Source organism: Labrys sp. (in: a-proteobacteria), assembly GCF_047605565.1.
Lineage (GTDB): Bacteria > Pseudomonadota > Alphaproteobacteria > Rhizobiales > Labraceae > Labrys > Labrys neptuniae.
The window spans coordinates 92370-116909 of the sequence record NZ_JASGFM010000011.1 but is presented as its reverse complement, the minus strand read 5'-3'; the positions used below and the strand labels follow the sequence as shown (position 1 = coordinate 116909).

The 24540-nt window shown below is 66.9% G+C and carries 22 protein-coding genes; 12 read left to right on the top strand and 10 right to left on the bottom strand.

Features of this window, described 5'->3' with window-relative positions:
* Window positions 1-93: 93 nt before the first annotated feature.
* The gene (locus tag QM672_RS12700) at window positions 94-1758 is read right to left on the bottom strand and encodes a heme biosynthesis protein HemY (RefSeq protein WP_415082971.1); all 1665 of its coding nucleotides are present in this window, start codon (window positions 1756-1758) and stop codon (window positions 94-96) included.
* A 7-nt stretch (window positions 1759-1765) separates the two neighbouring features.
* Window positions 1766-3097, bottom strand: coding sequence for a COG4223 family protein (locus tag QM672_RS12695; RefSeq protein WP_415082969.1), 1332 nt, complete (start codon window positions 3095-3097; stop codon window positions 1766-1768).
* Window positions 3098-3425: 328 nt separating this feature from the next.
* Here QM672_RS12695 and QM672_RS12690 point away from each other — a divergent pair, with 328 nt between their 5' ends.
* Window positions 3426-4868 carry an amidohydrolase gene (locus QM672_RS12690; protein WP_415082967.1) on the top strand — a complete coding sequence of 481 codons (1443 nt, stop codon included), beginning with the start codon at window positions 3426-3428 and terminating at the stop codon, window positions 4866-4868.
* Window positions 4869-4904: 36 nt separating this feature from the next.
* Here the strand turns inward: QM672_RS12690 and QM672_RS12685 are convergent, their stop codons facing one another.
* The 3 genes from QM672_RS12685 to QM672_RS12675 all read right to left on the bottom strand — a co-directional run bounded on the left by QM672_RS12685 (window position 4905) and on the right by QM672_RS12675 (window position 6995).
* Window positions 4905-5606 (bottom strand): uroporphyrinogen-III synthase, encoded by a 702-nt coding sequence (locus QM672_RS12685; protein ID WP_415082965.1) that lies wholly within the window; start codon window positions 5604-5606, stop codon window positions 4905-4907.
* 66 nt (window positions 5607-5672) lie between these two features.
* Window positions 5673-6596: a hydroxymethylbilane synthase gene (gene hemC / locus QM672_RS12680; RefSeq protein ID WP_311939174.1), complete on the bottom strand. Its 924-nt coding sequence runs from the start codon at window positions 6594-6596 to the stop codon at window positions 5673-5675.
* A gap of 162 nt (window positions 6597-6758) precedes the next feature.
* Complete coding sequence (locus tag QM672_RS12675; RefSeq protein WP_311939003.1) at window positions 6759-6995, bottom strand: hypothetical protein; 237 nt, start codon at window positions 6993-6995, stop codon at window positions 6759-6761.
* A gap of 456 nt (window positions 6996-7451) precedes the next feature.
* Between QM672_RS12675 and QM672_RS12670 the strand changes: the two genes are divergently transcribed.
* The 3 genes from QM672_RS12670 (at window position 7452) to galE (ending at window position 10913) form a co-directional block, all read left to right on the top strand.
* On the top strand, window positions 7452-8396 hold the full coding sequence (locus tag QM672_RS12670) for an alpha/beta hydrolase (protein WP_311939001.1): 945 nt from the start codon (window positions 7452-7454) through the stop codon (window positions 8394-8396).
* A 101-nt stretch (window positions 8397-8497) separates the two neighbouring features.
* The gene (locus tag QM672_RS12665; RefSeq protein ID WP_311939000.1) at window positions 8498-9628 is read left to right on the top strand and encodes a serine hydrolase domain-containing protein; all 1131 of its coding nucleotides are present in this window, start codon (window positions 8498-8500) and stop codon (window positions 9626-9628) included.
* A gap of 304 nt (window positions 9629-9932) precedes the next feature.
* Window positions 9933-10913, top strand: a complete 981-nt coding sequence (gene galE, locus QM672_RS12660; RefSeq protein WP_311938998.1) for a UDP-glucose 4-epimerase GalE — start codon at window positions 9933-9935, stop codon at window positions 10911-10913.
* Between the two features lie 41 nt (window positions 10914-10954).
* On the opposite strand, the gene QM672_RS12655 is transcribed toward galE, so the two are convergent.
* Together QM672_RS12655 and QM672_RS12650 are read right to left on the bottom strand one after the other, a co-directional pair.
* Window positions 10955-11941 carry a 3'-5' exonuclease gene (locus QM672_RS12655; RefSeq protein WP_415082962.1) on the bottom strand — a complete coding sequence of 329 codons (987 nt, stop codon included), beginning with the start codon at window positions 11939-11941 and terminating at the stop codon, window positions 10955-10957.
* Window positions 11942-12058: 117 nt separating this feature from the next.
* Window positions 12059-13036, bottom strand: coding sequence for a GlxA family transcriptional regulator (locus tag QM672_RS12650; RefSeq protein ID WP_415082960.1), 978 nt, complete (start codon window positions 13034-13036; stop codon window positions 12059-12061).
* 126 nt (window positions 13037-13162) lie between these two features.
* On the opposite strand from QM672_RS12650, the gene QM672_RS12645 reads away from it, so the two are divergent.
* The 4 genes from QM672_RS12645 to QM672_RS12630 all read left to right on the top strand — a co-directional run bounded on the left by QM672_RS12645 (window position 13163) and on the right by QM672_RS12630 (window position 16467).
* The gene (locus QM672_RS12645; protein WP_415082958.1) at window positions 13163-13801 is read left to right on the top strand and encodes an HD domain-containing protein; all 639 of its coding nucleotides are present in this window, start codon (window positions 13163-13165) and stop codon (window positions 13799-13801) included.
* 202 nt (window positions 13802-14003) lie between these two features.
* Complete coding sequence (gene tsaD / locus QM672_RS12640) at window positions 14004-15098, top strand: tRNA (adenosine(37)-N6)-threonylcarbamoyltransferase complex transferase subunit TsaD (protein ID WP_311938991.1); 1095 nt, start codon at window positions 14004-14006, stop codon at window positions 15096-15098.
* On the top strand, window positions 15095-16090 hold the full coding sequence (locus QM672_RS12635; RefSeq protein ID WP_415082956.1) for an NAD(P)H-dependent glycerol-3-phosphate dehydrogenase: 996 nt from the start codon (window positions 15095-15097) through the stop codon (window positions 16088-16090). The genes tsaD and QM672_RS12635 overlap by 4 nt, the downstream gene beginning before the upstream one ends.
* A 26-nt stretch (window positions 16091-16116) precedes the next feature.
* Window positions 16117-16467: a RidA family protein gene (locus tag QM672_RS12630; RefSeq protein ID WP_068292912.1), complete on the top strand. Its 351-nt coding sequence runs from the start codon at window positions 16117-16119 to the stop codon at window positions 16465-16467.
* Window positions 16468-16609: 142 nt separating this feature from the next.
* On the opposite strand, the gene QM672_RS12625 is transcribed toward QM672_RS12630, so the two are convergent.
* From QM672_RS12625 to QM672_RS12615, 3 genes are all read right to left on the bottom strand, one after another.
* Entirely contained in the window at window positions 16610-17575 is a 966-nt protein-coding gene (locus tag QM672_RS12625) for a tyrosine recombinase XerC (RefSeq protein WP_311938986.1), read from the bottom strand.
* 53 nt (window positions 17576-17628) lie between these two features.
* Window positions 17629-18915: a multidrug effflux MFS transporter gene (locus QM672_RS12620; RefSeq protein WP_068292901.1), complete on the bottom strand. Its 1287-nt coding sequence runs from the start codon at window positions 18913-18915 to the stop codon at window positions 17629-17631.
* Between the two features lie 154 nt (window positions 18916-19069).
* On the bottom strand, window positions 19070-20005 hold the full coding sequence (locus QM672_RS12615) for a helix-turn-helix domain-containing protein (RefSeq protein ID WP_415082953.1): 936 nt from the start codon (window positions 20003-20005) through the stop codon (window positions 19070-19072).
* Between the two features lie 192 nt (window positions 20006-20197).
* Here QM672_RS12615 and QM672_RS12610 point away from each other — a divergent pair, with 192 nt between their 5' ends.
* The 4 genes from QM672_RS12610 (at window position 20198) to QM672_RS12595 (ending at window position 24518) form a co-directional block, all read left to right on the top strand.
* The gene (locus tag QM672_RS12610; RefSeq protein ID WP_415082951.1) at window positions 20198-21478 is read left to right on the top strand and encodes an ABC transporter substrate-binding protein; all 1281 of its coding nucleotides are present in this window, start codon (window positions 20198-20200) and stop codon (window positions 21476-21478) included.
* A 240-nt stretch (window positions 21479-21718) separates the two neighbouring features.
* Window positions 21719-22579, top strand: coding sequence for a sugar ABC transporter permease (locus QM672_RS12605; protein WP_311938981.1), 861 nt, complete (start codon window positions 21719-21721; stop codon window positions 22577-22579).
* Window positions 22576-23409 (top strand): carbohydrate ABC transporter permease, encoded by an 834-nt coding sequence (locus tag QM672_RS12600; RefSeq protein WP_311938979.1) that lies wholly within the window; start codon window positions 22576-22578, stop codon window positions 23407-23409. The genes QM672_RS12605 and QM672_RS12600 overlap by 4 nt, the downstream gene beginning before the upstream one ends.
* A gap of 20 nt (window positions 23410-23429) precedes the next feature.
* Window positions 23430-24518: an ABC transporter ATP-binding protein gene (locus QM672_RS12595; protein WP_415082948.1), complete on the top strand. Its 1089-nt coding sequence runs from the start codon at window positions 23430-23432 to the stop codon at window positions 24516-24518.
* Window positions 24519-24540 lie beyond the last annotated feature (22 nt).

Genomic DNA, 24540 nt, shown 5'->3' with positions numbered 1-24540 from the left:
GCAGCAGGGAAAACTCTACGACATTGCGGGCGCGCTGTCCGTGCGCCCGCGCATTGCGATGCCCGATTCCGACGGTGCCGATAGTCCCCGCTATCAGCCGTTGATCGGGAAACGCACCACCCGGCTCGGCTCTTCCTCCCCCGTGCCGGGATCATCCGGCACCGGATGGGACGGCACCACCGGCATGGGCGGCGGCGGACGGCGCGGCGGCGGCTTCAGCGGCTCGGGCTTGGCGGGCTCGGGCGCCAGTACCTCGATCTTAGAATGCTCGATCTTGGCAGGCTCGACCTTCGCCGGTTCGACCTTGGCGGGCTCGACGGGTGCCGGCGGCACAGCGGCGACCGGTTCCACCAGCTTCTCCACCACTGGTGGCGGCGGCTCGACCGGCTTGGCGCGTGCTTCGACCAGCTTGGGCTGCTCGGGTTCGTCGACATCGGCCAGGACGTCGTCGGCATAGGAGACCACTGGCGCGCCGAGGCGCTCGACCGGCGTCTTCCACTCGAAGGCATCGATCCGGCCGGTGACGGGCGAGACCGGCAGCCAGACATCGGAGACCATCCCGTCGGCGGTCCAGGCCGGATCGCGCGGCGCGCGTACGGCACGCGACAGCCATTCGCGCACCTTGCCGGTGGCGCCGTGCTCGGCCTCCTCGATGTCGGCCATCAACAGGCAGACGCGCTCGGTGGCGCCCGATGCCAGGAGCGGCGACAGCGCCGAGCGGGCAACCGCAAAATCGCGGGCGGACAGGGCGGCCCGGGCCAACGCGATCGCGGCCTCCGGATTGCCGGCCATCTGGGCGGCGAGGGTCTGGACGCGGGCATAGCGATCACGGGCGGAATCGCCGAGCCGGACATTGGTGTAGGCTTCGGCGATGTCCGGATGGGGCTGCAGGCGCCAGGCCGTCTCCAGTACCTTGGAAGCCTTGCGGATATCGTTGCCCTCCGAAAGCAGCTTGGCTGCCAGCACGGCGGCGGGCACCAGGCCCGGGGCAAGCTTGAGGGCCTCGAGCACGCTGGCCTTGGCGCCGGCGCGGTCGCGCTCGGCCTGCTCGATCGCCTGGGCGGTGAGCAGCACGGCGCGGTGGCGCTTGGCCGTCTCCTTGTCGACCAGGCGATGATTGGCATTGCGGGCCAGGGTCGAGAGCGCGCCGCTCCAGTCCTTCTCGATCGACTGGAATTCGAGCAGGGCCGTGCCGGCCCAGGGCAGGGTCGGCGAGGTCTTCACCGCTTCGGCGGCGAGCTGGCGGGCGGCACGGGCATCGCCGCGGCGCCGGGCCTCGACGAACAGGCCGCGCAAGCCGAGCGGCTTGGTCTCGGCTTCCGAGAGCATGGCCCGGAAGGCGGCCTCGGCGCCGGCGCGATCGCCCGAAAGCTGCGAGGCCTGCGCCCGCAGGAGCAGGGCCAGCGGCTCGGAGCCGAGGATACGCTCGGCATCGGAGGCCTGGCGCTGGGCGCGGCGGACATCGCCGGAACCAACGGCGATCATGCCCTGCGTCACGGCATTGAAGCCCTTGGAGCGGCGGCGGGTGCGGAAAAAGCCGGCGACATTGGCAGGCGAACGCAGAAGCCAGCGCAGGAAACCGATAACGGCCATCAGGACGCCGACCAGCACCAGCACGGCGACGGCGGCCCAGACCAGCTTCACCTTATAGGTTGTCAGCCCGACGGTCAGGGCGACATCGCCCGGCCGGCCGGCCAGCAGATAGAGCCCGTAGGCCGCGAGAGCGAGAACGAGAACGGTAACGAGAGCCCGGATCATCGACGCCTCACGGTTGAGAGAATTTCTGCAGGGCGGCGCCGGTCTGCGCCTTGATCAAGGCCAGGGCTTCGGCGGCTCCCGTGGCCTGGGTGAGCCAGGCGGCGCCGGCCTGCTGGCCTGCCTCCGGCATCGCCTTGAAGGCGGTGATGGCCGCCGGCAGGTCACCCTTGTGCAGGGCCTTCGAGACCTTTTCGGCCGAGGCGACCGGATCGCCATCGCCGCCTTCGCCTTCGCGCGTGACCGTGACGATGTTGCCGAGGCTGGCGGTGATGCGGTCCATCACGCCGGCATCGGGCGACAGCGGTTCGGGCTTGGGCGTGAGCGCGGCCTCGATCTGCGGCTTCAGCGCGTCATAGCTGGTAGCCAAGGCATCGACCGACGGCACGCCCGCCGCGGCGAGGCTTGCCAGCGGCGCCAGGGCTCCGGCATCGCCGCCGAGACCGCTGGCCGTCTGCAATTCATTGGCGAAGGGCTTGCCGCTGCGGATGGCCTCGCTGAGCTGGCCGAGCGCGACGGCATAGGCGGCCGCCTTGTCCGGCGTCGCGCTCACCGTCTGCTTGACCTGCGCGACTTCCTGCGAGAGGCCGTTGGCCGCCGTGCCGACCTGGCGCAGGCCGTCGCCGAGCGTGGCAATCTCGCCTTCGGCCTTGGCGAGGCGCTCGGTCAGGCCGGAAATGTCGGGACCGGGCGAGGGAGCTGCCGGTGTCGACGAGCCGGCGGCGCTCGCAGCCTTCTGAGCCTCACCTGCGAGAGAGAGGGCATTGTTCGCCGCTTCCTGAGTCGTCTTGACGCCGGTTTCGAGGGCAGCGAGACGGTCGAGGACCCCATCCGCGGTCTTCTTGGCGCCGGCGGCTTCCTGCTCGGCTATCGCGAGCCGGGAAGCCAGCCCGTCATCGCCGCCGCCCTTGCCGAGCGGGACGAGGCCAAGGGCGCCAGCCAGCAGCACCAGCACGCCACCGGCGATGCCGCCGGCCAGCGCCGCAGCGAGGGTCGACAAGCCCGACCGGGGCGGCGGGGAAGGAGGCGGAGGCGTGAATTCGGGATCGGAGCGGGGCGGAGGAGCGGCCGCCTCCGGTTCGGCGACCGTCTCGGTGCGCGGCGTATCGCCGCTGGCCTGTTCGCCATCGCCCGACGGCCGCGTCCAGATGGTCGAACCCGCCGCCTCCCCGGCCTCTGCCGCGGCGCCAGGACCGGTGTCCTCGGTCTTCGCAGCCTCGCCGGCGGCAGACTGTGTCTCGGCGGCGGATTCGGGACTGGAGGCGGATGTTTCCTCGCCAGCGGCCTCAGTCGGCGGCGCTGTCGACGCTGCGGGCGATTCGACGACTTCCGTGGCGTTCAAATCCAACGTCGCGGGACCGAGACCTGCGCTTTTCTGCTTTTTTGGCCTGCCTTGCGTGCTGTCTTCCCGTGCCATGCGACCCCCATGGAGACCCCCAACAGGCCCAGCCTATAGCATGAAAACCCGACAAGCCAATTTGCCCGAACCGAAGTGCGCTGGACAGCGACCGGCGTAGGGAGCGGACGCGAAACGCCTTCTCCTCGACCAAAATCGCTCATGTCAAAACCCTATCCACGGCCCATGACAGCCTCTAGCCTGTGGCCGCCGGAATCGCGGCCATCGAAGACAATTGGCGGCTCAACCGCCACGACAGGGAAGAAGCGCAGAGATGACGCAGAATGACCGTCTGACGCTCCAGCACATCATCGAGCGTGTCGACGCCAAGGCGCAATCCTTCTGCGCCTTGAGCGACCGCATCTGGCATATGCCCGAGCTTGCTTTCGAGGAGCATCGATCCTGCGAGGAGCATGTCGCGGCCCTGGCGGCAGAGGGCTTCCGCATCACACGCAAGGCAGGCGGCATCGAGACCGCCTTCATGGCCGAATATGGCGAGGGCGGCCCGGTGCTGGCCTTTCTGGGCGAGTATGACGCCCTGCCAGATCTGTCCCAGGCCAGCGGCGTCGAGAAAGCCGAACCGCTGCAGCGCGGCGGTCCCGGCCATGGCTGCGGCCACAACCTCCTTGGTGCCGGCGCCGCTTTGGCCGCGGTGGCCTTGAAGGATGCGCTGGCCGCGGCAGGCATCGAGGGCCGCGTGCGCTATTATGGCTGCCCTGCCGAGGAGAGCGGCTCGGGCAAGAGCTTCATGGCGCGAGCCGGCGTGTTCGACGATGTCGACGTCGCCTTCTGCTGGCACCCGAACGTCGTCAACGAGGTGGTAGCCGCTTCCAGCCTCGCCTTCGTCCAATGCTATTTCCGCTTCGCCGGCCGCGCCTCGCATGCGGCGGCCAGCCCGCATCTCGGCCGCTCGGCGCTGGACGCAGTGGAGCTGATGAACATCGCCGTCAATTATATGCGCGAACATATGCCGGCAGAGGCACGCATCCACTACGCCGTCACCAATAGCGGCGGCATCGCGCCCAATGTTGTACAGGCCAATGCCGAGGTGCTCTACCTGGTGCGCTCGCCCGATATCGCGGAGACCAAGCGCCTGTTCGAACGGGTCAGGAAGGCGGCCGAGGGCGCCGCTCTGATGACCGAGACGCAAGTCCGTTACCAGGTGACCGATGCCGGGCTCAATCTGGTGCCCAACGAGACCCTGCTCGAAGCCATGCACGACAATATGGTCCGCATCGGCGCCCCGACTTTCGACGGCGACGACCGCGATTTCGCCGACCGGCTGCGCCGGGCCAGCCTGTCGGACGAGGACATCGCGGCCAGCGTGGCCTCGCATGATCCCACCCTGGCCGCCCACAGCCTGCACGAAGGCATCCTGCCCCTGGCCAGGCATGCCAGCGTGCAGATGGGCAGCACGGATGTCGGCGATGTCAGCTGGATTGCGCCGACGGTACAGTGCCACACCGCCTGCTTTGCGATCGGCACCCCGTTCCACAGCTGGCAATTGGTGACGCAGGGCCTGGAACCGGCAGCCCACAAGGGCATGGTCGCGGCCGCGAAGGCGCTTGCCAGCACGGCGGCCGACTGCCTGAGCAAGCCGGACCTGATCGCCAGGGCGAAGGCGGAACTCAAGCGGCGCACCGGTGGCCGGCCCTTCGAAAGCCCGATTCCGCCGGAAATCCTGCCCGAGCACCTCCATTCGAGCCAGGGCCGCTGATCGCAGCTTACTCCAGCGCGCGAGCCTGGGAAGCGCTCAGATCAACGCCAGCAGCGCATCCTCCTCCGGACGCGCCGGAAAGACGACCCCGGCGGCACCGGTGGCCGATATCACTTCGGCCACCTTGCGCGACAGACACAGATGCCGCACCGGCAGGCGCGCCACAGCCTCGGCGCCACCGGCGCAGGCGATGAAGGCCTCCGCCGTGCGCGCGGAATAATGCAGCACGCCATCGAGCTTGCCCTGAGCCAGCGCGGCCGCGATCTCGGGCCGGAATCGCGCCGCCTGGTGCGCGGTGTAGACGACGGCAAGGTCGATGCGGTGCCCCATTCCCCCCAACGCCCCGACGAGATCGCCAGTGCGGTCGGCCCCGGCCAGATAGAGAGCCCGATGCGGTTCACGCCAGGCCTGCCGGACATGGGAGATCAGGCTGGCGACGTCGCGCCCGAAGGTCTCGACATCCTCAAAGCCCATGGCGCGGGCGACGGCCCCGGTGCGACGCCCCACCGCGATCAGCGGCGTTGCGGTCAGCCCATGGAACTCCGGCCTCTCGTAAAGGGCTGCCAGGGCATTGCCGCTGGTGACGATGAGGGCATCGAAGCGCCCCGCCGGCAAGGCATCGCCGCCGAACACGATCTCCAGCATCGGCTCGATCACCGGCTCATGGCCCAGAAGCGCAAGGGCCTGCGCCGTCTGCCTTGCCTCCTCGATCGGCCGGGTGACGAGTATGCGCGCCATGATCATCCCTCCGCCGAAAAGCCGCCGGTCGCGCGGTCTGCGCGGCAAGGGGGGCCATTTCGGCAATCAGCCGGCAAAGAATCCTTCGCCGCCCAATGCGCGCAGCTCCTCGCCGGCCGAGCGTCCGAGCGCCTCCGCATCGGCGACGCTACCGCTGCGCCGGGCCTCGTGCACCTGGCTGCCGTCCGGCTTGAGGATGAGGCCGCGGAAGCGGATGGCATCCCCCTCCACCACCGCGTGGCCGGCGATCGGCGTGCGGCAGGACCCGTCCAGCACGGCGAGGAAGGCCCGCTCCAGCCTCACGGCGAGATGGGTGTCGCGGTGATCGATGCCGGCGACATAGCCGTTGGTCTCGCCATCATCGGCCCGGGTTTCCAGGCAGATGGCGCCCTGGCCGACGGCCGGCAGGAAATCCTCTTCGGACAGGATGGCGCTTGCATGGGCGATGAGGCCGAGCCGCTTCAGGCCGGCCACGGCCAGCAGCGTGGCATCGGCCTGCCCCTCGGCAAGCTTGCGCAGGCGCGTCTCGACATTGCCGCGGAACAAAACGGTCTGGAGATCGGGCCTGAGATGTTTGACCTGGGCCTGGCGCCGAAGCGCCGCCGTGCCGACCACGGCGCCCTGCGGCAACTCGGCGAAGGAGGCGATGCCGGGCGCGATCAGCGCATCGCGGACATCCTCGCGTTCCAGGAAACCCGCGAGCATGAGGCCGTCGGGCAGCACGGTCGGCATGTCCTTGGACGAGTGCACGCCGATATCGATATCGCCGTCTTCCAGCGCCCGCTCGATCTCCTTGGTGAACAGCCCCTTGCCGCCCACTTCCGACAGCGGCCGGTCACGGATCATGTCGCCGGAGGTCTTGATCACCCGGATCTCGATACGCTCGGGCGCGATCGCCAGGAGACCGGCCAGCAGGGCCTGCGTCTGCCGGGCCTGCGCCAATGCAAGCGGACTGCCTCGCGTGCCGAGGCGCAACAGAATGGACACGATCGATATTTTTCCCAAAAAGCTCGCGGCTGCTTAGCGCCGGAGGTTGGGGGAGTCAAAGGCGACCTCACGGAAGAAGATCACAATGCCCGCATGACGGTGGCCGATATGCCCTGGATATCAACCGGCGCGCCGAAGTCCGCGAGAGGCTGAATAGGGTCTGCGCTAGTGACGCACCGGCGGGGGCGCCCCGGTGGTGGCGAGCCAGAGGCCGAGGGCGGTGTGCAGGGCCTCGGCGGCCTCGGGCGAGAGAGGCACCTTCAAGACGGCGTCCCCATCGAAATGAAACTCGGCGAGCACGAAACGACCGCTGGGGGGCGAGGCGAGGCGCAGCAGGCTGGTCAGCACCGGTGCTTCGATCGCTCCGCTCTTGCCCTCGAGGTCATCGATATCATCCATCATGTCGACCTACCTTGTTCCCCGGCCCAGGCACGTTCCCGCGGCACTGTCTGCGTTCGGCGTGAGATCAACGTGAAACACCGGCCTGCGTCAGCGGCCTGCATCACACGAATTTTGGTCTTGACCAAGCCGCTCGCCTTGCTTCGAGCCGGCTATTTCACTTAACCGGATCGGAAACAAAAAATTCAACAGAGCCATACAGTTAGCATCTTGTACGGATTTATAACACCGCTTGTCGTTCCTTCGATAGAGCAAAATCGCCACAGTCCTTTGCAAATCGACTCACCCCCCCGCATTCCTCTCCAGCCGGCCGGCTGCGCGACGCAAAAAAATCGCTCGTCCAATGTCGGCCAGGCCCACCTGCCGGCGTCCTCTGCCCGACACCTCGCGAGCGAAGAACGGCTCGCGCGGCGAAATCGGAACCATCGACCCCACCCGTCGAGACAGGAGTGACGAACCATGCCGAAAGCCTCCATCCTCAAATCCCTGCTGGCCGCCCTGGTGATCGGCGCCGGCAGCCTGGCCGCCACCGCAGGCGCCGCCATGGCTGCGCAGGCAGCGACGAACGACCAGGCCCCGGCCAAGAGCGGCCATGTCGAGGCCGGCGGCGTGAATTATTACTACGAGATACGGGGCAGCGGCGAACCGCTCCTCCTGCTGCATGGCGGCCTCGGCTCGATCGACATGTTCCAGCCCGTCATGCCGGTGTTCACAGCCCACCGCCAGATCATCGCCGTCGATCTCCAGGGCCATGGTCGCACGCCGCTCGGCACGCGCCCGATAGACCTCAAGGCCATAGGCGACGACATGGGCCAGATCCTCGCCAAGCTCGGCTACGGCCAGGTCGACGTCTTCGGCTATTCCATGGGCGGCGGCGTCGCCTTCCAGCTCGCCGTCCAGCATCCCGACAAGGTGCGCCGGCTGGTGCTGGTCTCCGCGGGCTTTGCCCAGGACGGCTTCTATCCCGAAATGCTGCCGATGCAGGCCCAGGTCGGCGCCGGCATGGCCGAGATGATGAAGGCCACGCCGATGTACCAGTCCTATGTCAAGGTCGCGCCCGATCCGGCCGAATTCCCGCGCCTGCTCGACGCCATGGGCACGCTGATGCGCAAGCCCTATGACTGGTCGTCCGACGTGCCGAAGCTGACCATGCCGGTGATGCTGATCTTCGGCGACAGCGACATGTATCGTCCCGAGCATGTGGTCAAATTCTACCAGCTGCTCGGCGGTGGCCTGCGTGATGCCGGCTGGCAGCGCGAGCACATGGCCAAGAACCGCCTCGCCATCCTGCCGGGCCTGACCCACTACGATATCTTCCTGTCGCCGCAGCTCACGGCAGCCGCCCTGCCCTTCCTCGACGGCAGGAGCGAGAACGCCAATTGGAGCGACCAGGCCGGCAAGTGACCGCCGCGGAGTGACCGCCGCGGAGCGCCCTCCGGAAAGGACTTGTACGAAGCGGGATTGTTGCCGATTGTCCGGCACTATCCCGCTTCGGAGCTTCCCTCATGCACGGCCAACCTTCCCCCACCCTCGACCAAGCCCGTACGGAGCGCCTCGATGCCGTGATCGACGCCGCCATCGCCGAGGAGCGCATCGTCGGCACCGTGGTGCTGGTGGCCGAGGCGGGCGAGATCGTCTATCGCCGCAGTGCCGGCCATGCCGATCGCGAGGCGGGCACGCCGATCGCGGAGGACACCATCTTCCGCCTCGCCTCGGTGACCAAGCCGATGGTGGCCGCTGCCGCCCTGGCGCTGGTCGAGGCCGGGCAGCTCCGGCTCGACGACCCTGTGACCCGCCATCTTCCGGCTTTCCGACCCAAGCTCGCCGACGGCAGCGAGCCGGTGATCACCGTGCGCCATCTCCTCAGCCACACGGCCGGCCTGCGCTATGACTACGATGACGCCGCCGACATCTCCAGCGGTCTCGACCGGCCCGGCCGCGGTATGGCGGAGAATCTCGAAAAGATCGCCGCGCAACCGCTAGCCTTCGCACCCGGCAGCGCCTGGCGCTACTCGATGGCGATCGACGTGCTAGGCGGGCTGATGGAGAAGGCTACCGGCAGGAGCCTGCCCGAGATCGTCGCCGAACGCGTCACCGGGCCGCTCGGCATGGCCGACACCGAATTCGTGGCCGGCAAGCCCCATCGCCTGGCGACCGCCTATGCCGATGGCGAGCCCCGGCCCGTGCGCATGGGCGAGATCCAGCGTGTATGCCACAATGGCTGGTGGCTCACCTTCGCGCCGCAGCGGGCTTTCGACCCCACGGCCTTCCCCTCCGGCGGCGCCGGCATGGTGGGCACGGCCGGCGACTTCCTCACCTTTCTGGAAGCGGTCCGCAGCGGCGGGGCACCGATCCTCTCGCCGGAGAGCCAGCGCCTTCTGAACGAGGATGCGGTCGCCGATCTCGACATCGAGGACCCTGGCTGCGGCTTCAGCCTCGGCTGGTCGATTCTGCGCGATCCCGCCATTGCCGGCCTGCCCGGCTCGCCCGGATGCTGGCAATGGGGCGGCGTCTATGGTCACAGCTGGTTCGTGGATCCCGCGCGCAGGCTTTCGGTGGTGATGTTCACCAACACGGCGGTCGCCGGTGTCGGCGGTGCCTATCCCGAGGCCCTCCGTGCCGCGGTTTACGGCTAGAAGCATCCTGCGGCCTGGCGTTCCACCACGCCTCGCCGGCACGGCTGGCCTTCCTGCCCGGTGGGAGGTCGGTCCCATCGCCGCCGTCGAAATGAGCGGGTGGCTCAATCTTTTGGGAGGGGGGACGGGCGGGCAGCCCCTTATCCTTTCGGTGCGGCGATACCGCTCATTCCCAGCTAGCCGGGCCGGCGATCTGGGGGTACATCTTGGTTAACAGCAGTGACGCACCTGACAGGCCAATCGCAGTGAGAAGTCCCGATACGCGGGACCGGGCCGATTGAGCCCTGCAAGTATGGGAACCAACATGACTCGTGTTCTGGTAACGGGTGGCGCCGGCTATATCGGCAGCCACGCCTGCAAGGCCTTGGCCCTGGCGGGTTACGACCCCGTCGTCGTCGACAATCTCTCCCTGGGCCATGCCGATGCGGTCAAATGGGGTCCGCTGGAAGTCGGCGACATCCGCAACAGCGCCTTTCTCAACAAGGTGATCACCCACTACAAGCCCGAAGCGGTGATGCATTTCGCGGCCAGCTCCACGGTGGGCGAATCGGTCGCCGATCCCGCCAAATACTATTCCAACAATGTCGTGGGCTCGCTGACCCTGCTCGAGGCCGTGCGCCAGAACGAGATCGAGACCTTCATCCTGTCCTCGACCTGCGCGACCTATGGCGTTCCCACCTGCCTGCCGATCCTGGAGAACGCCCCGCGCAACCCGATCAGCCCCTATGGCGCGACCAAGCTGGCGGTCGAGCATGCCCTGGCCGACTACGGCACCGCCTATGGCTTGAAATGGGCGGCAATGCGCTATTTCAATGCCGCCGGGGCCGATCTCGACGGCGAGCTGGGCGAGCGCCATGAGCCGGAAACCCATGTCATCCCGCTCGCCATCCAGGCCGCCCTCAGCCATCGGCCCATCTTCAACGTGCTGGGCCGGGACTATCCCACGCCCGACGGTTCGGCCGTCCGCGACTATGTGCATGTCGCCGACATCGCCGACGCTCATGTGCGGGCGATCGACTATCTCAAGGCCGGCGGCGAAAGCTCGGCCTTCAATCTCGGCACCGGCATCGGCACCTCGGTGATCGAGATCCTCGAGGCGGTGCAGCGCTGCACCGGCCGCAAGCTCGACATCCGCTTCCAGCCGCGGCGGCCCGGCGATCCCGCCAGTCTCTACGCTGCCGCCACCAAGGCCGCCGAATTGCTGGGCTGGCATCCCCAGCACCGCGGGATCGATACCATTGTGGGCAGCGCGGTTTCCTGGTTCCGGCACAATCTGGCGGCCTGAACGCTCCGAAGACAGGCGGCCGGAGGAGCAAGCCCACCCGGCTACGCCTTGAACCGATCCGTCGCGGCCAGGCGCTGCGTCAGGGGCCTGGCCTCCGGCCATTGATAGATCTCGGCGCGGAGGAATTTCAGCTCCGCCTCCGCGTCCTCTTCCCCGACTTCGGTCCACCAGCTCTTGGGCTGGCCATTGCTGCCGTCGTTCCAGCGATAGCCACGCGCCTTGAGCCGATCCTTCATGTCGAAAGGGCTGTTGGTCGCCGAGATCCTGATCCGGGCGCGTTCCGAGGCCTTCAAAAGTTCGGCGAAAGGCGCGGTCTTGCCCGGCCCGCTCGGCCGGACAAGCACCTCCAGCAGCGCATGGCAATCGTCGACCGCGCGATGCCCGTTGTGGAAATAGCCCGATTGTCCCAGGAGATAGCCGAGCTTGGTACCCTCGAAGCCACGGTCGGACCAGGCGATCTCCACATTCGAGCAGGCCCAGGGCTTGGGCGAGAACCCCGGCGCGAAGCGTTCGCAGAAGGGGCGATCGAACCGCGCATTATGCGCAATGACCAGGTCCGCGGGCTCGATGAAGGCCTCGACTTCGGCCGGCGAGATATGCTTGCCGGCCACCATGGCGTCGGTGATGCCGGTCAGCCTGGTGATCTCGGGCGGGATCGGTTCCCCGGGCTGGCGTAGGGCATTGAAGACGCCCACGACGTCACCGACCTGGCCGGCCGGATCATAGGTGACCGCCACCATGCCGAGCTCGATGATCTCGTTCTTCTCATGGTCGAGACCGGTGGTCTCGGTATCGACGACGACCGCCAGGCGCGAAAACCGGCTCCTGTCCCGTGGGATGACGGGGCGCGGCTCCAGCTTGCGCAGGATGCGGTAGCGGCCGGTTGCTTCGAGCATGCTGACCAGGGCAGCCTCGTCGAGCGCCTCGTGCTGGCGGGCCGGTGCGGGAAGGGCACGCTTGGCCCGGGTGGCCGGTGGACGCCTCTCCGGCAGCGCCTCGGTCCGAAACATGTCGAATTGTTCGCCCATGCTTCCCCCTTTCTCGCCGACTCAATGATCCGGCAGTGGTGAAACGTTTAGCGTTTCCGACGGCAGCCAGGCAAACCCCGGCCGGCCGTTTTCCCCCGCCAAGGCCGATGGCGCCGGTCAATCCTCCGGCGTGAAGCGCCGGCGATAATCGGCAGGCGTGACACCGACATGCCGCATGAAGGCCCGACGCAACACGTCGGCATTGGCGAACCCACAAGCCGCCGCCACCTGTTTGGGCGGGTTTTGACCTGTCTCGAGCAGGCGCCGGGCCACGGAGATACGAGCCGCCTCCACCCAACCCGCCGGCGTCACGCCGACCTCCGTGGCGAAGAGCCGGGCGAAATGACGCGGGCTCAGATTGAGGCGCCTGGCCATGCTGGCGACGCTGTGCCGCTCGGCAGGATTGGCGGCCACCCAGCGTTGGAGCTCCTGTAGGGCCGAGCGCCCGGCGGGAAGGGCTTCCTCGCGGCGGCTGAACTGCATCTGGCCGCCGGGCCGCTTGAAGAACATCACCAGTTGCGCGGCGACGCGCATGGCGATGTCCCGTCCCAGATCCTCCTCAACCAGCGCCAGGGCAAGGTCGAGCCCGGCCGTCACGCCGGCCGCGGTGCGCAGGCGCCCGTCGCGGATGTGGATGGCGTCGGGGTCCACGGCAATGTCGGGATAGGCCCGGGCCAGCCGATCCGCCACGGCCCAATGGGTGGCGACCCGCCGGCCCGCCAGCAACCCGGCAGCGGCCAAGACGAAGGCTCCGGCGCAGACCGACCCATAGCGCCGCGTCGTGGCGGCCACCCGCTTCAGCCAGGCGAGCACGGCCGCATCGGGTTCGGTCACCGCTGCGTTGGGGCTGCCGGCGACGAGAAGCGTGTCGACGGGCTCGCCGCCATCCGCCCCGATCACGATGTCGGGCAGCAGGCGGGCGCCCGAGGAACTGCGGATCGCCTCCTCGCTTCGGGACGCGACAAGGAGGCGATAGACCTCCCGGCCGGCCTGCGTATTGGCCTCAGCGAACACATCCATCGGCCCGGATACGTCGAGCAGCTGCACGCCCTGCAGGGCCAGTATCGCAATGGTCCTGGTCTCGTTCCCAGACATGAGCATTCCTGACATCGGCGTCCGCTTGCAACCGGCTTTGGCAGAAATCGGCGTAATACATCAATTGAAGACATACCTAGGGTGAGCCTAGGCTCTGCGCCAGCGAAATCCACTGGAGACATCGAAATGACCGCCATTTCAGGCATCGAAATCCCGGACAGCCGCCTGTGCCGCGACATCACCGCCTTCATCCGCGATACCGAAACCCCGCTCCTGTTCCACCATTCCAGCCGGGTGTTCTATTTCGGCGCGCTGGCCGGCAGGCGCCGCGGGCTCAATTTCGATCCCGAGCTCCTCTATGCCGGCGCCATGTTCCACGACATCGGCCTGATGCCAGCCCATAGCAGCGCAACCGAGCGCTTCGAAGTCGACGGCGCCAATGCCGCCCGCGACTTCCTGGCGAGCCGCGGCATCACGCCTGCCGACATCGACCTCGTCTGGGCGGCGATCGCGCTGCACACCACGCCTGGCATTCCCGAGCACATGCATCCCGTGGTCGCCCTGGTGACGGCGGGCGTCGAGATGGACGTTCTCGGCTTGACCTATCATCAATATGGCGATGCCGAACGCGAGGCCGTGGTCGGTGCCCATCCGCGCACGCCGCATTTCAAGGAGGACATCATCCAGGCCTTCTACGAAGGTATCCGGCACAAGCCCCAGACCACCTTCGGCAATGTCAAAGCGGACGTGATCGCCGACAAGGAGCCGCATTTCGAGCGCGGCAATTTCTGCTCGGTGATCCGCTGCTCGCATTGGCACGGCTGAAACGGGAGCCTCCCGTGCTGGGCGGGCATGGCCTCGCCCCTATCCCGGCGGGCGGATCGTGCTATAGGGTGGACCATCAGCTCCAAAAGCAAGGGCACGTTTCGGCGTAAGCGTATCTTTGCTGTGGCTTTCCTTTGCAACGCGTCTTTGCGATTCCTGGTGATCCATCACATCGCAAAGCACTTAGGTACCCGCCCGCCCCATGCTCGTTCTCGGCATCGAAACCACCTGCGACGAAACTTCCGCCGCCATCGTCGCACGCAATCAGGACGGCGAGGGCGAGATTCTGTCCAATGTCGTGCTGTCGCAGATCGCCGAGCATGCCGCCTATGGCGGCGTGGTGCCGGAGATCGCCGCGCGCGCCCATGTCGAGGTGCTCGACCACATCATCGAACAGGCCCTTGAAGAGGCCAATGTCCGCTTCGACAAGCTCGACGGCATCGCCGCCGCAGCGGGGCCGGGCCTGATCGGCGGCGTGATCGTCGGCCTCACCACCGCCAAGGCGCTCGCCCTCTCGCTCGGCAAGCCGCTGGTCGCGGTCAACCATCTGGAGGCGCATGCGCTGACGCCGCGCCTCACCGACCAGGTTACCTTCCCCTATCTCCTGCTGCTCGCCTCCGGCGGGCACACCCAGCTCCTGGCCGTGCGCGGCCTCGGCGACTATGTCCGGCTCGGCACCACCATTGACGACGCCATCGGCGAGGCCTTCGACAAGACCGCCAAGATGCTGGGCCTGGGCTATCCCGGCGGCCCCGCCGTCGAGGCGCAGGCGATGAGCGGCGATGCCGCCCGCTTCGCCTTTCCGCGCCCGCTGCAGGGCCGGCCGGATCCGAATTTCTCGCTGTCGGGCCTGAAGACGGCGGTCCGGCTCGAAGCCGAGAGGCTGGCGCCGCTCGCCGCCAAGGATATCAGGGACCTCTGCGCCTCCTTCCAGGCGGCGGTGGTGGACATGGTGGTCGACCGCACCCGCGTCGGCCTGAGGCGATTCCGCGACACCGCGGGACAATCCCCCAGCGCCCTGGTGATCGCGGGTGGTGTTGCCGCCAATCTCGCCATCCGTCGCGGCCTGCAGCGCCTCGGCGCGGAGACGGGCCTGCGCATCGTCATGCCGCCGGCTGCCCTGTGCACCGACAATGGCGCCATGATCGCCTGGGCGGGGGCGGAGCGCCTCTCCGCCGGCATCACCGACGGCCTCGACGTCAGCCCGCGGGCGCGCTGGCCGCTCGACCCCAACGCACCGGGAGCGGGCAAGCAGGGCCTCGGCAAGGCCGGCGTCGGCAAGGGAGCCAAAGCTTGAGTGCCTCGGGATTGAAGAGCATCGGCGTGATCGGCGCCGGCGCTTTCGGCGCCGCCTTGGCTTGCGCCGCCGCACGCGCCGGCCGTGATGTCAGCCTGTGGGGGCGCGATGCCACGGCCATGGCCGAACTGGCGGGGACGCGCCGGCTGCCAAGGCTCGACGGCCTTGCCTTGCCCGAAGCCATCCATCCCACCGCCGATCTCGCAGAAGCAGCGCGCGCCGATGCCCTGATCCTGGCAGTTCCGACCCAGGCCTTGCGTGACGTCTGCGGGCGGCTGGCTGGCATGGTTGCAGCTAATCTCCCGCTCATCCTGGCCGCCAAGGGCATCGAGCGCTCGAGCGGCGAATTCGTCTCGCAGATCGCCACCGAGATCCTGCCGGGCTGCGTTCCCGCCGTACTCTCCGGGCCGGGCTTTGCCGCCGACATCGCCAAGGCCTATCCGACCGCCCTGACGCTGGCCTGCGCCGACGGTTCGCTCGGCGAGCGCCTTGCCCGGCTGATCGGTTCCCCGACCTTCCGGCTCTACCACACAGACGATCTGCGCGGCGTCGAGATCGGCGGAGCGGCCAAGAACGTGCTCGCCATCGCGGCCGGCATCGCCGCCGGGCGTGGCTTCGGCGAAAGTACGGTGGCCGCTCTCCTTGCACGCAGTTTCGCAGAGCTCACCCGTTTCGGCCTCGCCTTCGGCGCCCGCCCGGAGACGCTGGCGGGCCTGTCCGGCCTCGGCGACCTCATCCTCACCGGCACATCCTCGCGCTCGCGCAACCGGCGCTTCGGCGAGGAACTCGGCAAGGGCATCGGCCTGGAAACGGCGATCGCCGATGTCGGCCTGGCCGAGGGCGTCTGGACCGCCCCGATCCTGGCCGATATGGCGAGGAAGAGGCATGTCGACATGCCGATTGCCGCCGCCGTCTCCGACCTGGTGGCCGGCAAGGCCAGCATCGACCAGGCCATCAAGCAATTGCTGTCGCGCCCTCCGCGCGCGGAGTAACCCGTTCAACCAAACTGGAGACTGACATGACCCTGAAGCGTATCGGCGCCGGCAACCGCATGAGCGATGCCGTCATCCATGGCGACAAGATCCACCTGTCCGGCTATGTCGCCGAGACCACGGTCGGCAAGTCGGTCAAGGAGCAGACCGCCGACATCCTGGCCCAGATCGACGAGACGCTGAAGCAGGCCGGCACCGACAAGACCAAGGTGATCAAGGCCAATATCTGGCTCACCGATATCGGCACCTGGGCCGAGATGAACGAGGCCTGGGACGCCTGGGTGGTCGCCGGCCAGGCCCCGGCCCGCGCCACGGTGGAAGCCAAGCTCGCCGGCCCCGGCCTCGACGTCGAGATCATGGTCGAAGCAGCGCTGTAAGCAGACTATTCCCGGGTGCACGGACATCCTGCCCGTGCACCCGGAGCAGCTCAACTTCGCGCTCCATGGTGTTTTGCGATCGGGCGTAATCGCCAAGAATCGCAAAGACGTGTCCAAACAAAGAGCGACAGCAAATAAGCGTTCACACTTGAACGCGTTTTGCTCGAGGATGGGCCGACTGGTAGACCCGCATCAACTCGGTGGCGTCGACCTTGGTGTAGATCTGCGTGGTCGACAGGCTGGCATGGCCAAGCAGTTCCTGGATGGACCGCAGGTCGCCGCCGCGCCCGAGCAGATGGGTGGCGAAGGAATGGCGTAGCGCATGCGGCGTGGCGCTGTCCGGCAGGCCCAAAGCCCCCCGAAGATGCTGCATGGCATATTGGATGATGCGGGGCGACAGGGGGCCACCCCGCGCGCCGACGAAGAGCGGATCGTCCGGACCGCCCGGATAGGGCAGTATTTTCAGATAATCCTCCACAGCCTGCACCACCGGCGCGATCACCGGCACCGAGCGCATCTTGTTGCCCTTGCCGATGACGGTGAGGCTGTCGCGCCCGCTGACCGGCGCATCCTTGCGCGTCAGGCCGAGAGCTTCGGAAATACGCAGGCCTGCGCCATAGCACAGCGCCAGCACGGCGGCATCGCGGGCCAGGATCCAGGGCTCGCGCGCCTCGCCCAGGCGCGTATCGGCGGAAGCCACCTTGCGGGCGGCCTCGGGCGACAGTGGCTTGGGCAGGCTTTGCGGCAGCTTGGGACCACGCACCGCCGACAGCGCCGCGCTGGCGCCATGGCCCTGGCGCTCGAGGAAGCGGGCAAAGGCCCGCGTCGCCGCCAGGGCCCGCATCAACGAGCGCGGCTTCAGCCCATCGGCCCGGCGCGCGGCCAGGAAGGCCCTGACGTCGCGCGGAGCGAGGGAAGCGATGTCGTCGAGCCCCGGCGGCTCGCCGAAATGGCCGGTCAGGAAGCGCAGGAAGGTGGTGACGTCGCGGTCATAGGCCTCCACCGTCTTGGGGCTCATGCGCCGCTCGACGGCAAGATAGGCCAGCCATTGCACCTTGGCGGCAGCAAGGTCGGCGGCGGCGACGAGGATGGGCGGCGAAGCGTTCATTCCGCCAGTGTGGCTGGAAAAGATGAGCAGGAGGTTAGGACCTCCCGCTCTGCTCACTCCCCCGCCACCAGCGCCGGGGTCGCTGCCGGATCGGGAACCGCCGCCTCGCGTTCGCTCGACCACACCAGCACCAGCATGCACAGGCTGGAGAGGCCGAGATAGCCGCAGGCGAGCGGGAAGATGGTGCCGTCATAGGCTTCGCCGATCACCGCGCCGATCACCGCGCCCATCAGCGTGGTGACGCAGCCGATGAAGGAGGAAGCGGTGCCGGCGATATCGCCCACCGGTTCCATCGCCAGCGCGTTGAAATTCGGCATGGTGAGGCTAAGCAGGAAATGCGCCACACCCATGACGATGCCGAAATAGATCAGCGGCGGCCGGCCCTGGAACAGCACGGCGAGGCCGAGCAGCAGCATCGCCATCAGCCAGAAGCCGACCATGCCGAAGCGCGACAGCCGGTGCATGCCGAGCCGCCTCACCAGGCGGGAATTGGCGAAGGAAGCCAGGCCCATGCAGATGGCGATCAGTGCGAAGGCCAGCGGGAAGAGCGGGCCGAGCTTGTAGATGTCGGTCTCGAAGATCTGCTGGGACGAGCCGAGATAGGTCATCAGGCAGCCCATGGCCAGGCCCATCGCCAGCATGTTGGCGAAGGAGGCGCGTGTGGTCACCACCCGGCGCATGCCGCTGGCGACGGCGGGCAGCGACAGCGGCCGGCGATATTCGGGATGCAGCGTCTCGGGCATGCGCAGGCCGAACCAGAACACCACCACCAGCACCAGACCCAGCATGCTCATGAAGATGGTGCGCCAGTCGCCCAGCATCAGGAAGGCGCTGCCCGTGGCCGGCGCGATCACCGGCACGATGATGAAGATCATCAAGGTGAGCGACATCACCCGCGCCATTTCGCGGCCCTCGTAGCGGTCGCGCACGATGGCAATGGAGAGCACGCGCGCCGAGCCGGCGCCGAGGCCCTGAATGGCGCGGGCGGCCAGCAACACCTCATAGCTGGGGGCGAAGATCGCCAGGAGCGTGCCGGCCGTATAGATGCCCAGGCCGATCATCAGCACCTTGCGGCGGCCGATCGAATCGGAGATCGGCCCCCAGGCCAGCTGCATGATGGCAAAGCCCGCCATATAGGCGGTGATGATCAGCTGCATGCGGTTGGCATCGGCAATGCCGAATTCCGACCGCACGGCGGAGAAGGCTGGCAGGAGATTGTCGATGGAGAGGGAACTGAGCCCCATCATCAGGGCAATCACGAGAACAAACTCGGCGAAGGACGGCTGGGGCTCCCGCCGCACGGCAGGCTCCAGCGCCGCGCCGGCAACGGGACGGGGCATGGAAAACTCGGAAATGTGAAAATCTATAACCGGCGGGGCAATAAAGCGGCGCTCAGATGAGGGATCTGTAGCATATCAATCGTGACGAAAAGGTGATTTTTTCGCCACAGAGGGCAAATATTTCAAGTGAATTGACGAATTTTGATGGGAAACGTCAGGCCTGAGGCGCCGTTCCCGGTTCGACCGGAGCAAGTATGGGGCGCTCGCCCTGTCCGCTGCGCCGGAAATCGGAGGGCGACATGCCGGCGATCTTGCGGAAGCTCTTGTTGAAGCCCGAGAGGGAACCGAAGCCCGACTCCATCGCCACCCGCAGGATATTGCCGTCGCCGCTGATCAGGCGCGCCTGCGCATAGGACAGGCGCAGCAGGCTGACATAGTCGTTCAGCGTCATGCCCGTGCATTTCTTGAACAGGCTCATGGCATATTTGGGATGGAGGTCGGCGGCCGCCGCGATGTCGGCGCTGTCGATGTCGTCGAGGAAATTGTCGGCGATGAAGTCGCACAGGTTGCGCACATGGCGCAGGGCCTGCGGATCGGCGGCGCTGGCCTGGCCGGCATGGGCATCGAGGCTGGGCAACAGGGCATAGGGCTCGAACCGCACCCGTTCCAGCCGCAGCAGCAATTCGCTCACGGCGTGCTGCGCACGCACCATGTCGCCCGAGCGGGTGTAGCCGTTCCAGCGTGCGAAATTGGCGCCATCCGACGAGTCGGTCTCGCGGATGAGCAGGGTCGCGCCGGCCATCAGCCGGGCCGGCACCTCTTCGGGCAGCCGCAGCCGGAAGAAATGCACCAGCGGCAGATGCGCGCCGGCATAGATGGCCTCGTCGGAGGCATCGTCCATCTGGTGCGGCAGGCCGCCCCAGAACAGCACCATGTCGCCCGCCGCCAGCCTGAGCTCGTAGCCGGCCATGCGATAATGCACCCAGCCCTGGACGATGAAGTTCACCTCGACCTGGGCGTGCCAGTGGGGCGAGAGCATGACGCGCGGCGTATTGTGGAAGGTCTGCAGCACCGTCGGCAGGTTTTCGACGCTGTTGGCCGTCGGCTGATAATAGGAGCGTTCCTGCATCTTACTTTCAGGCAAGTCCATCTTCCCTTTATCGCAGACAGACCGCGCTGCCTGCCTAAAGTAGCTTCCCGCCACACAAGAGCAAATGAAAAGGGGAGGAATGGAATGCGCAAGACGATCGGCTGCGCCGCGCTGGCACCTAGCGGAATTGCCCGACTTTGCGAACCAGTTCGTAAAATCGGGCAATTCCGCGGATATTTAACGCTTTGCAGAGTGCGGTGGATCGCATCCACTGCACTCTGCTTGGCCGCGGGCCTTCATGCGTCGACGGCCTTGGCCCAATCGGGGGAAATCCGAGTCTGGAGCTGGGACATTGCCGCCGCCTCGCTGAAAGCCAATATCGAAGGCTTCAACAAGCAATTCCCCAATGTGAAGGTCACGGTGGAGGATCTCGGCAACGCCCAGGTCTTCTCCAAGACCCAGGCCGGCTGCGCCGCCGGCGGAGCGGGCCTGCCCGACGTCGTCTCGATCGAGAACTACAAGGCGGAGAGTTATTGGAACCAGTTCCCCGACTGCTTCGCCGATCTCAAGCCGCTCGGTTACACGGCGGAGGTCGCCGGCAAGTTCGCCGATTTCAAGCGGGCGGAACTCGAAAAGGGCGAGGCCGCCTATGCCATGCCCTGGGATTCGGGCCCGGTGGTGATGTATTACCGGCGTGACTTCTACGAGAAGGCCGGCGTCGATCCGGCGAGCATCAAGACCTGGGACGATTTCATCGCTGCCGGCAAAAAGGTGGCGTCAGCCAATTCCGGCGTGACCATGAGCGCCACCGATCTCGACGGCGACGGCACTACCGAATGGTTCCGCATGGTCGGCAACGAGCAGGGTTGCAACTACTTCGCCGCGGACGCCAGCGCCGTCACGGTCAATGCGCCCGCCTGCATCGCCGTCTACGACAAGCTCAAGCAGCTCAAGGACGCGGGCACCATCATCTCGGCCGGCTGGTCCGACAAGATCCAGGCCCTGAAGGCCGGCAAGGTCGCCACCATCATGTTCGGCGGCTGGTACGAAGGCACGATCCGCACCAACGCCCCCGAGCTTGCCGGCAAATGGGGAGTCTACCGCATGCCGAGCCTCACGGCGGACGGCCCGCGCGCCGCCAATATCGGCGGCTCGTCGCTGGCGATCCCCACCGGCTCGAAGAACAAGGAAGCGGCCTTCGCCTTCGTCAAATACGCCCTCTCCACCGATGAGGGCCAGGTCACCATGCTCAAGGCCTATGGCCTGGTGCCCTCGCTGAATTCGGCGCTGGAGGACCCCTATGTGAAGCAGGGCCAGCCCTATTGGGGCAACCAGGCGATCTGGACCGACATTCTTGCCACCCTGCCCAAGATCAAGTCCACCCACGGCACCGCCTTCCTCAACGATGCCGAGGCCGCGCTGAAGACCGTGCAGACCAAGTTCCTGGGCGGCGGCTACCCCGACGCCAAGGCGGCGCTGGATGATGCCGCCAACCAGATCTCGTCAGCCTCGGGCCTGCCGATGGCGCAGTAGCGGGGAAGGGCGCGACCTACCTTCTCCCCTTGCGGGAGAAGGTGCCCCGAAGGGGCGGATGAGGGGAGAAACGCATCCCTTGTTGGTTGATCACCAACACCCCTCATCCGTCATTGCTCCGCAATGCCACCTCTAGTCAACTCAAGAGGGTTGACGACACCCGCAAGGGGAGAAGGCTGGTCGTGCCACATTCTGTTTAGCCTCCGGTCAAACGTCCTCTTCCCCAGCGGAGTCCCTCCGATGCAGCGGCACAATCGCGCGGCCTATGGCTTCCTCGCGCCCTATCTGGCGATCTTCCTCGCCTTCTGGATCTGGCCGATCATCTCCTCCTTCGTGATCTCGCTGCATCAGACCCGGGTGTCGCCCTGGCAGTTCAGGCCGGCAGCCAATTGGGGGCGCCTGATCTCCGATCCCGCCTTCTTCAACGCCCTGAAGAACACGCTGATCATCCTGGTCATCCAGGTGCCGGTGATGATCGGCCTCGCCACCGTGATCGCCGTCTTCCTCAACTCGCCTTTGCTCAAGGCCAAGGGCCTGTTCCGCTTCGCCTTCTTCGCCCCCGTCGTGGTGGGCGAGGTCGCCTATTCGGCGGTGTTCCGGCTGATCTTCGCCCAGGATTTCGGCGTGGTGAACAAGCTCGCCGCCGCCATCGGCCTGCCCGCCATCGACTGGCTCTCCAATCCGACGGCCGCGCTGGCCCTGGTGATGATAGCGCTGACCTGGCGCTGGACCGGCTACAACGCCATCATCATCCTCGCCGGCCTGCAGTCGATACCGGGCGACGTCTACGAGGCGGCCACGCTCGACCGCGTCTCCAAGCTGCGCCAGTTCTTCCACATCACCTTGCCGCTCCTGAAGCCGGTGATCACCTTCTGCGTGATCCTGTCGATCTCCGGCACCATGCAGCTCTTCACCGAGCCCTTCCTGATCACCAATCACGGCGGGCCGGGCGGGGCGACCGAGACCCTCGGCCTGCTGCTCTACCGCCAGGCCTTCCTCTCCGGCAATGTCGGCTATGCCTCCGCCATCGCCTACACCATCGCGGCCCTGGCGGTGATCGTCTCGCTGGTCCAGCTGCGCCTGTCGAGGGAACCGCGATGACCCGCTCCAACCGCCAAAGGCTCAACGCCGTCATCCTGCACGCCTTGATCGCACCGATGGCGCTCGTCTGGCTGTTTCCGCTCTGGATGATGGGCGTGTTCGCCACTATGCCCGACTACGGCATCTACGCGCCAGGCCTGTCGTTCTGGTTCGGCGCGAATTTCCTCGACAATCTCGCCAATCTGCAGCGCACGACCAACTTCCTGCATGCCATGACCGTCTCGATCGTGGTCGGGCTCGCCTATACCGTGCTCTCGGCCGGGCTGACCGCCATGGCCGGCTGGGCCCTCGCGCGCTACCGCTTCTTCGGCCGCGGCGCGGTGCTCGCCATCATCCTCGGCACCATCTCCCTGCCCTTCTTCGTGGTGATCATCCCGCAATTCATCCTGGTCGCGCGCGACCTCGGCATGGCCAATAGCTGGTTCGGCCTGATCGTGCCGCCCCTGTTCAATTCGCTCGGCGTGCTGTTCATGCGCCAGGCCTTCACCATGATGCCGGTGGAGCTGTTCGACGCCGCGCGGGTGGAAGGCGTCAGGGAGTGGCGCATCTTCCTGTTCGTGGCCCTGCCGCTGGCGCGCCCGACCCTGGCAGCGCTCTGCATCATCCTCTTCCTGACGAGCTGGAACAACTATCTGTGGCCGCTCCTGATCGCCGGCGACAAGGCGATGTTCACCGCGCCCGTGGCGCTGGGCAGCCTGATCGGCATCTCCAATGTCAGCTGGGGCGGCATCATGGCCGGAGCCGTGCTGCTGACCGCGCCGATGCTGGCCGTCTTCCTCCTCCTGCAGCGCCATTTCATCGCCGGCATCGCGGCCGGCGCCGTGAAATAAACAAAAGAAGAGCGACCGATATGGCAGGCCTTGCGCTCCGTTCCGTCACCAAACGCTATGGCAGTTTCGAGATCATCCACGGCGTCGACCTCGACATCGCCGATGGCGAATTCGTGGTCTTCGTCGGCCCTTCGGGCTGCGGCAAGTCCACATTGCTGCGCATGATCGCCGGGCTCGAGGACATTTCCGGCGGCGAGATCAGCATTGGCGGCCAGGTGGTCAACGAGGTCGAGCCGGCCGATCGCGGCATCGCCATGGTGTTCCAGTCCTACGCCCTCTATCCGCATATGACGGTGGAGCGAAATCTCTCCTTCGGCCTGAGGATGAACGGCAATCCCAAGGCCGACACCGACCGGCGGGTGACACGGGCGGCCGAGATCCTGCGCATCACCGATCTCATGCAGCGCCGGCCCAAGCAGCTCTCGGGCGGCCAGCGTCAGCGCGTGGCGATCGGCCGGGCGATCGTGCGCGATCCCCAGGTCTTCCTGTTCGACGAGCCCCTGTCGAACCTCGACGCCGAATTGCGGGTGCAGATGCGAGTGGAGATCGCGAGACTCCACCGCGAACTCGGCGTCACCATGATCTACGTCACCCACGACCAGACCGAGGCGATGACCCTGGCCGACAAGATCGTGGTGCTGCGCGGCGGCAATGTCGAGCAGGTCGGACGTCCGCTCGAGCTCTACGAGGATCCTGCCAACCGTTTCGTCGCCGGCTTCATGGGCAGCCCCAAGATGAACTTCCTGGCGGGCCGCACCGTCGCGGCCGAAGCCGGCGGCGTGACGGTCGAACTGGTCAACCAGAAAGGCGCGCGCCTTGCAGTGCCGCTCTCCGGCCCGGCGCCGGCAACAGGCGCCGAAGTCAGCATCGGCATCCGCCCCGAACATTTCGGGCCTGGAGGCAGCGGCGACGCCGATCTCGCCATCGAGGTCGACATGGCCGAGCATCTGGGCGCCACCTCCTATGTCTATGCCGGCACCGCCTCCGCCGAGCCGCTGATCATCCAGCGCGACGATTCCCGCCAATGGGCCGAGGAGCGCCAGCTCACCGTCGCCATCCCCCGCCACCGCGCTCTGCTGTTCGACAAGGACGGCCGGCGCCTGCGCTGAAGCGCAGCATCCCCATGTCCTG

What these genes read in the sequence shown, in the direction of transcription:
- QM672_RS12675 (WP_311939003.1), bottom strand. Translation starts at nt 6,995, where the DNA reads ATGATGGATGATATCGATGACCTCGAGGGCAAGAGCGGAGCGATCGAA.
- tsaD (WP_311938991.1), top strand. Translation starts at nt 14,004, where the DNA reads ATGCTCGTTCTCGGCATCGAAACCACCTGCGACGAAACTTCCGCCGCC.
- QM672_RS12650 (WP_415082960.1), bottom strand. Translation starts at nt 13,036, where the DNA reads ATGTCTGGGAACGAGACCAGGACCATTGCGATACTGGCCCTGCAGGGC.
- QM672_RS12620 (WP_068292901.1), bottom strand. Translation starts at nt 18,915, where the DNA reads ATGCCCCGTCCCGTTGCCGGCGCGGCGCTGGAGCCTGCCGTGCGGCGG.
- QM672_RS12625 (WP_311938986.1), bottom strand. Translation starts at nt 17,575, where the DNA reads ATGAACGCTTCGCCGCCCATCCTCGTCGCCGCCGCCGACCTTGCTGCC.
- QM672_RS12700 (WP_415082971.1), bottom strand. Translation starts at nt 1,758, where the DNA reads ATGATCCGGGCTCTCGTTACCGTTCTCGTTCTCGCTCTCGCGGCCTAC.
- QM672_RS12670 (WP_311939001.1), top strand. Translation starts at nt 7,452, where the DNA reads ATGCCGAAAGCCTCCATCCTCAAATCCCTGCTGGCCGCCCTGGTGATC.
- QM672_RS12665 (WP_311939000.1), top strand. Translation starts at nt 8,498, where the DNA reads ATGCACGGCCAACCTTCCCCCACCCTCGACCAAGCCCGTACGGAGCGC.
- QM672_RS12630 (WP_068292912.1), top strand. Translation starts at nt 16,117, where the DNA reads ATGACCCTGAAGCGTATCGGCGCCGGCAACCGCATGAGCGATGCCGTC.
- QM672_RS12685 (WP_415082965.1), bottom strand. Translation starts at nt 5,606, where the DNA reads ATGGCGCGCATACTCGTCACCCGGCCGATCGAGGAGGCAAGGCAGACG.
- QM672_RS12600 (WP_311938979.1), top strand. Translation starts at nt 22,576, where the DNA reads ATGACCCGCTCCAACCGCCAAAGGCTCAACGCCGTCATCCTGCACGCC.
- QM672_RS12690 (WP_415082967.1), top strand. Translation starts at nt 3,426, where the DNA reads ATGACGCAGAATGACCGTCTGACGCTCCAGCACATCATCGAGCGTGTC.
- QM672_RS12615 (WP_415082953.1), bottom strand. Translation starts at nt 20,005, where the DNA reads ATGGACTTGCCTGAAAGTAAGATGCAGGAACGCTCCTATTATCAGCCG.
- galE (WP_311938998.1), top strand. Translation starts at nt 9,933, where the DNA reads ATGACTCGTGTTCTGGTAACGGGTGGCGCCGGCTATATCGGCAGCCAC.
- QM672_RS12645 (WP_415082958.1), top strand. Translation starts at nt 13,163, where the DNA reads ATGACCGCCATTTCAGGCATCGAAATCCCGGACAGCCGCCTGTGCCGC.
- QM672_RS12605 (WP_311938981.1), top strand. Translation starts at nt 21,719, where the DNA reads ATGCAGCGGCACAATCGCGCGGCCTATGGCTTCCTCGCGCCCTATCTG.
- QM672_RS12655 (WP_415082962.1), bottom strand. Translation starts at nt 11,941, where the DNA reads ATGGGCGAACAATTCGACATGTTTCGGACCGAGGCGCTGCCGGAGAGG.
- QM672_RS12595 (WP_415082948.1), top strand. Translation starts at nt 23,430, where the DNA reads ATGGCAGGCCTTGCGCTCCGTTCCGTCACCAAACGCTATGGCAGTTTC.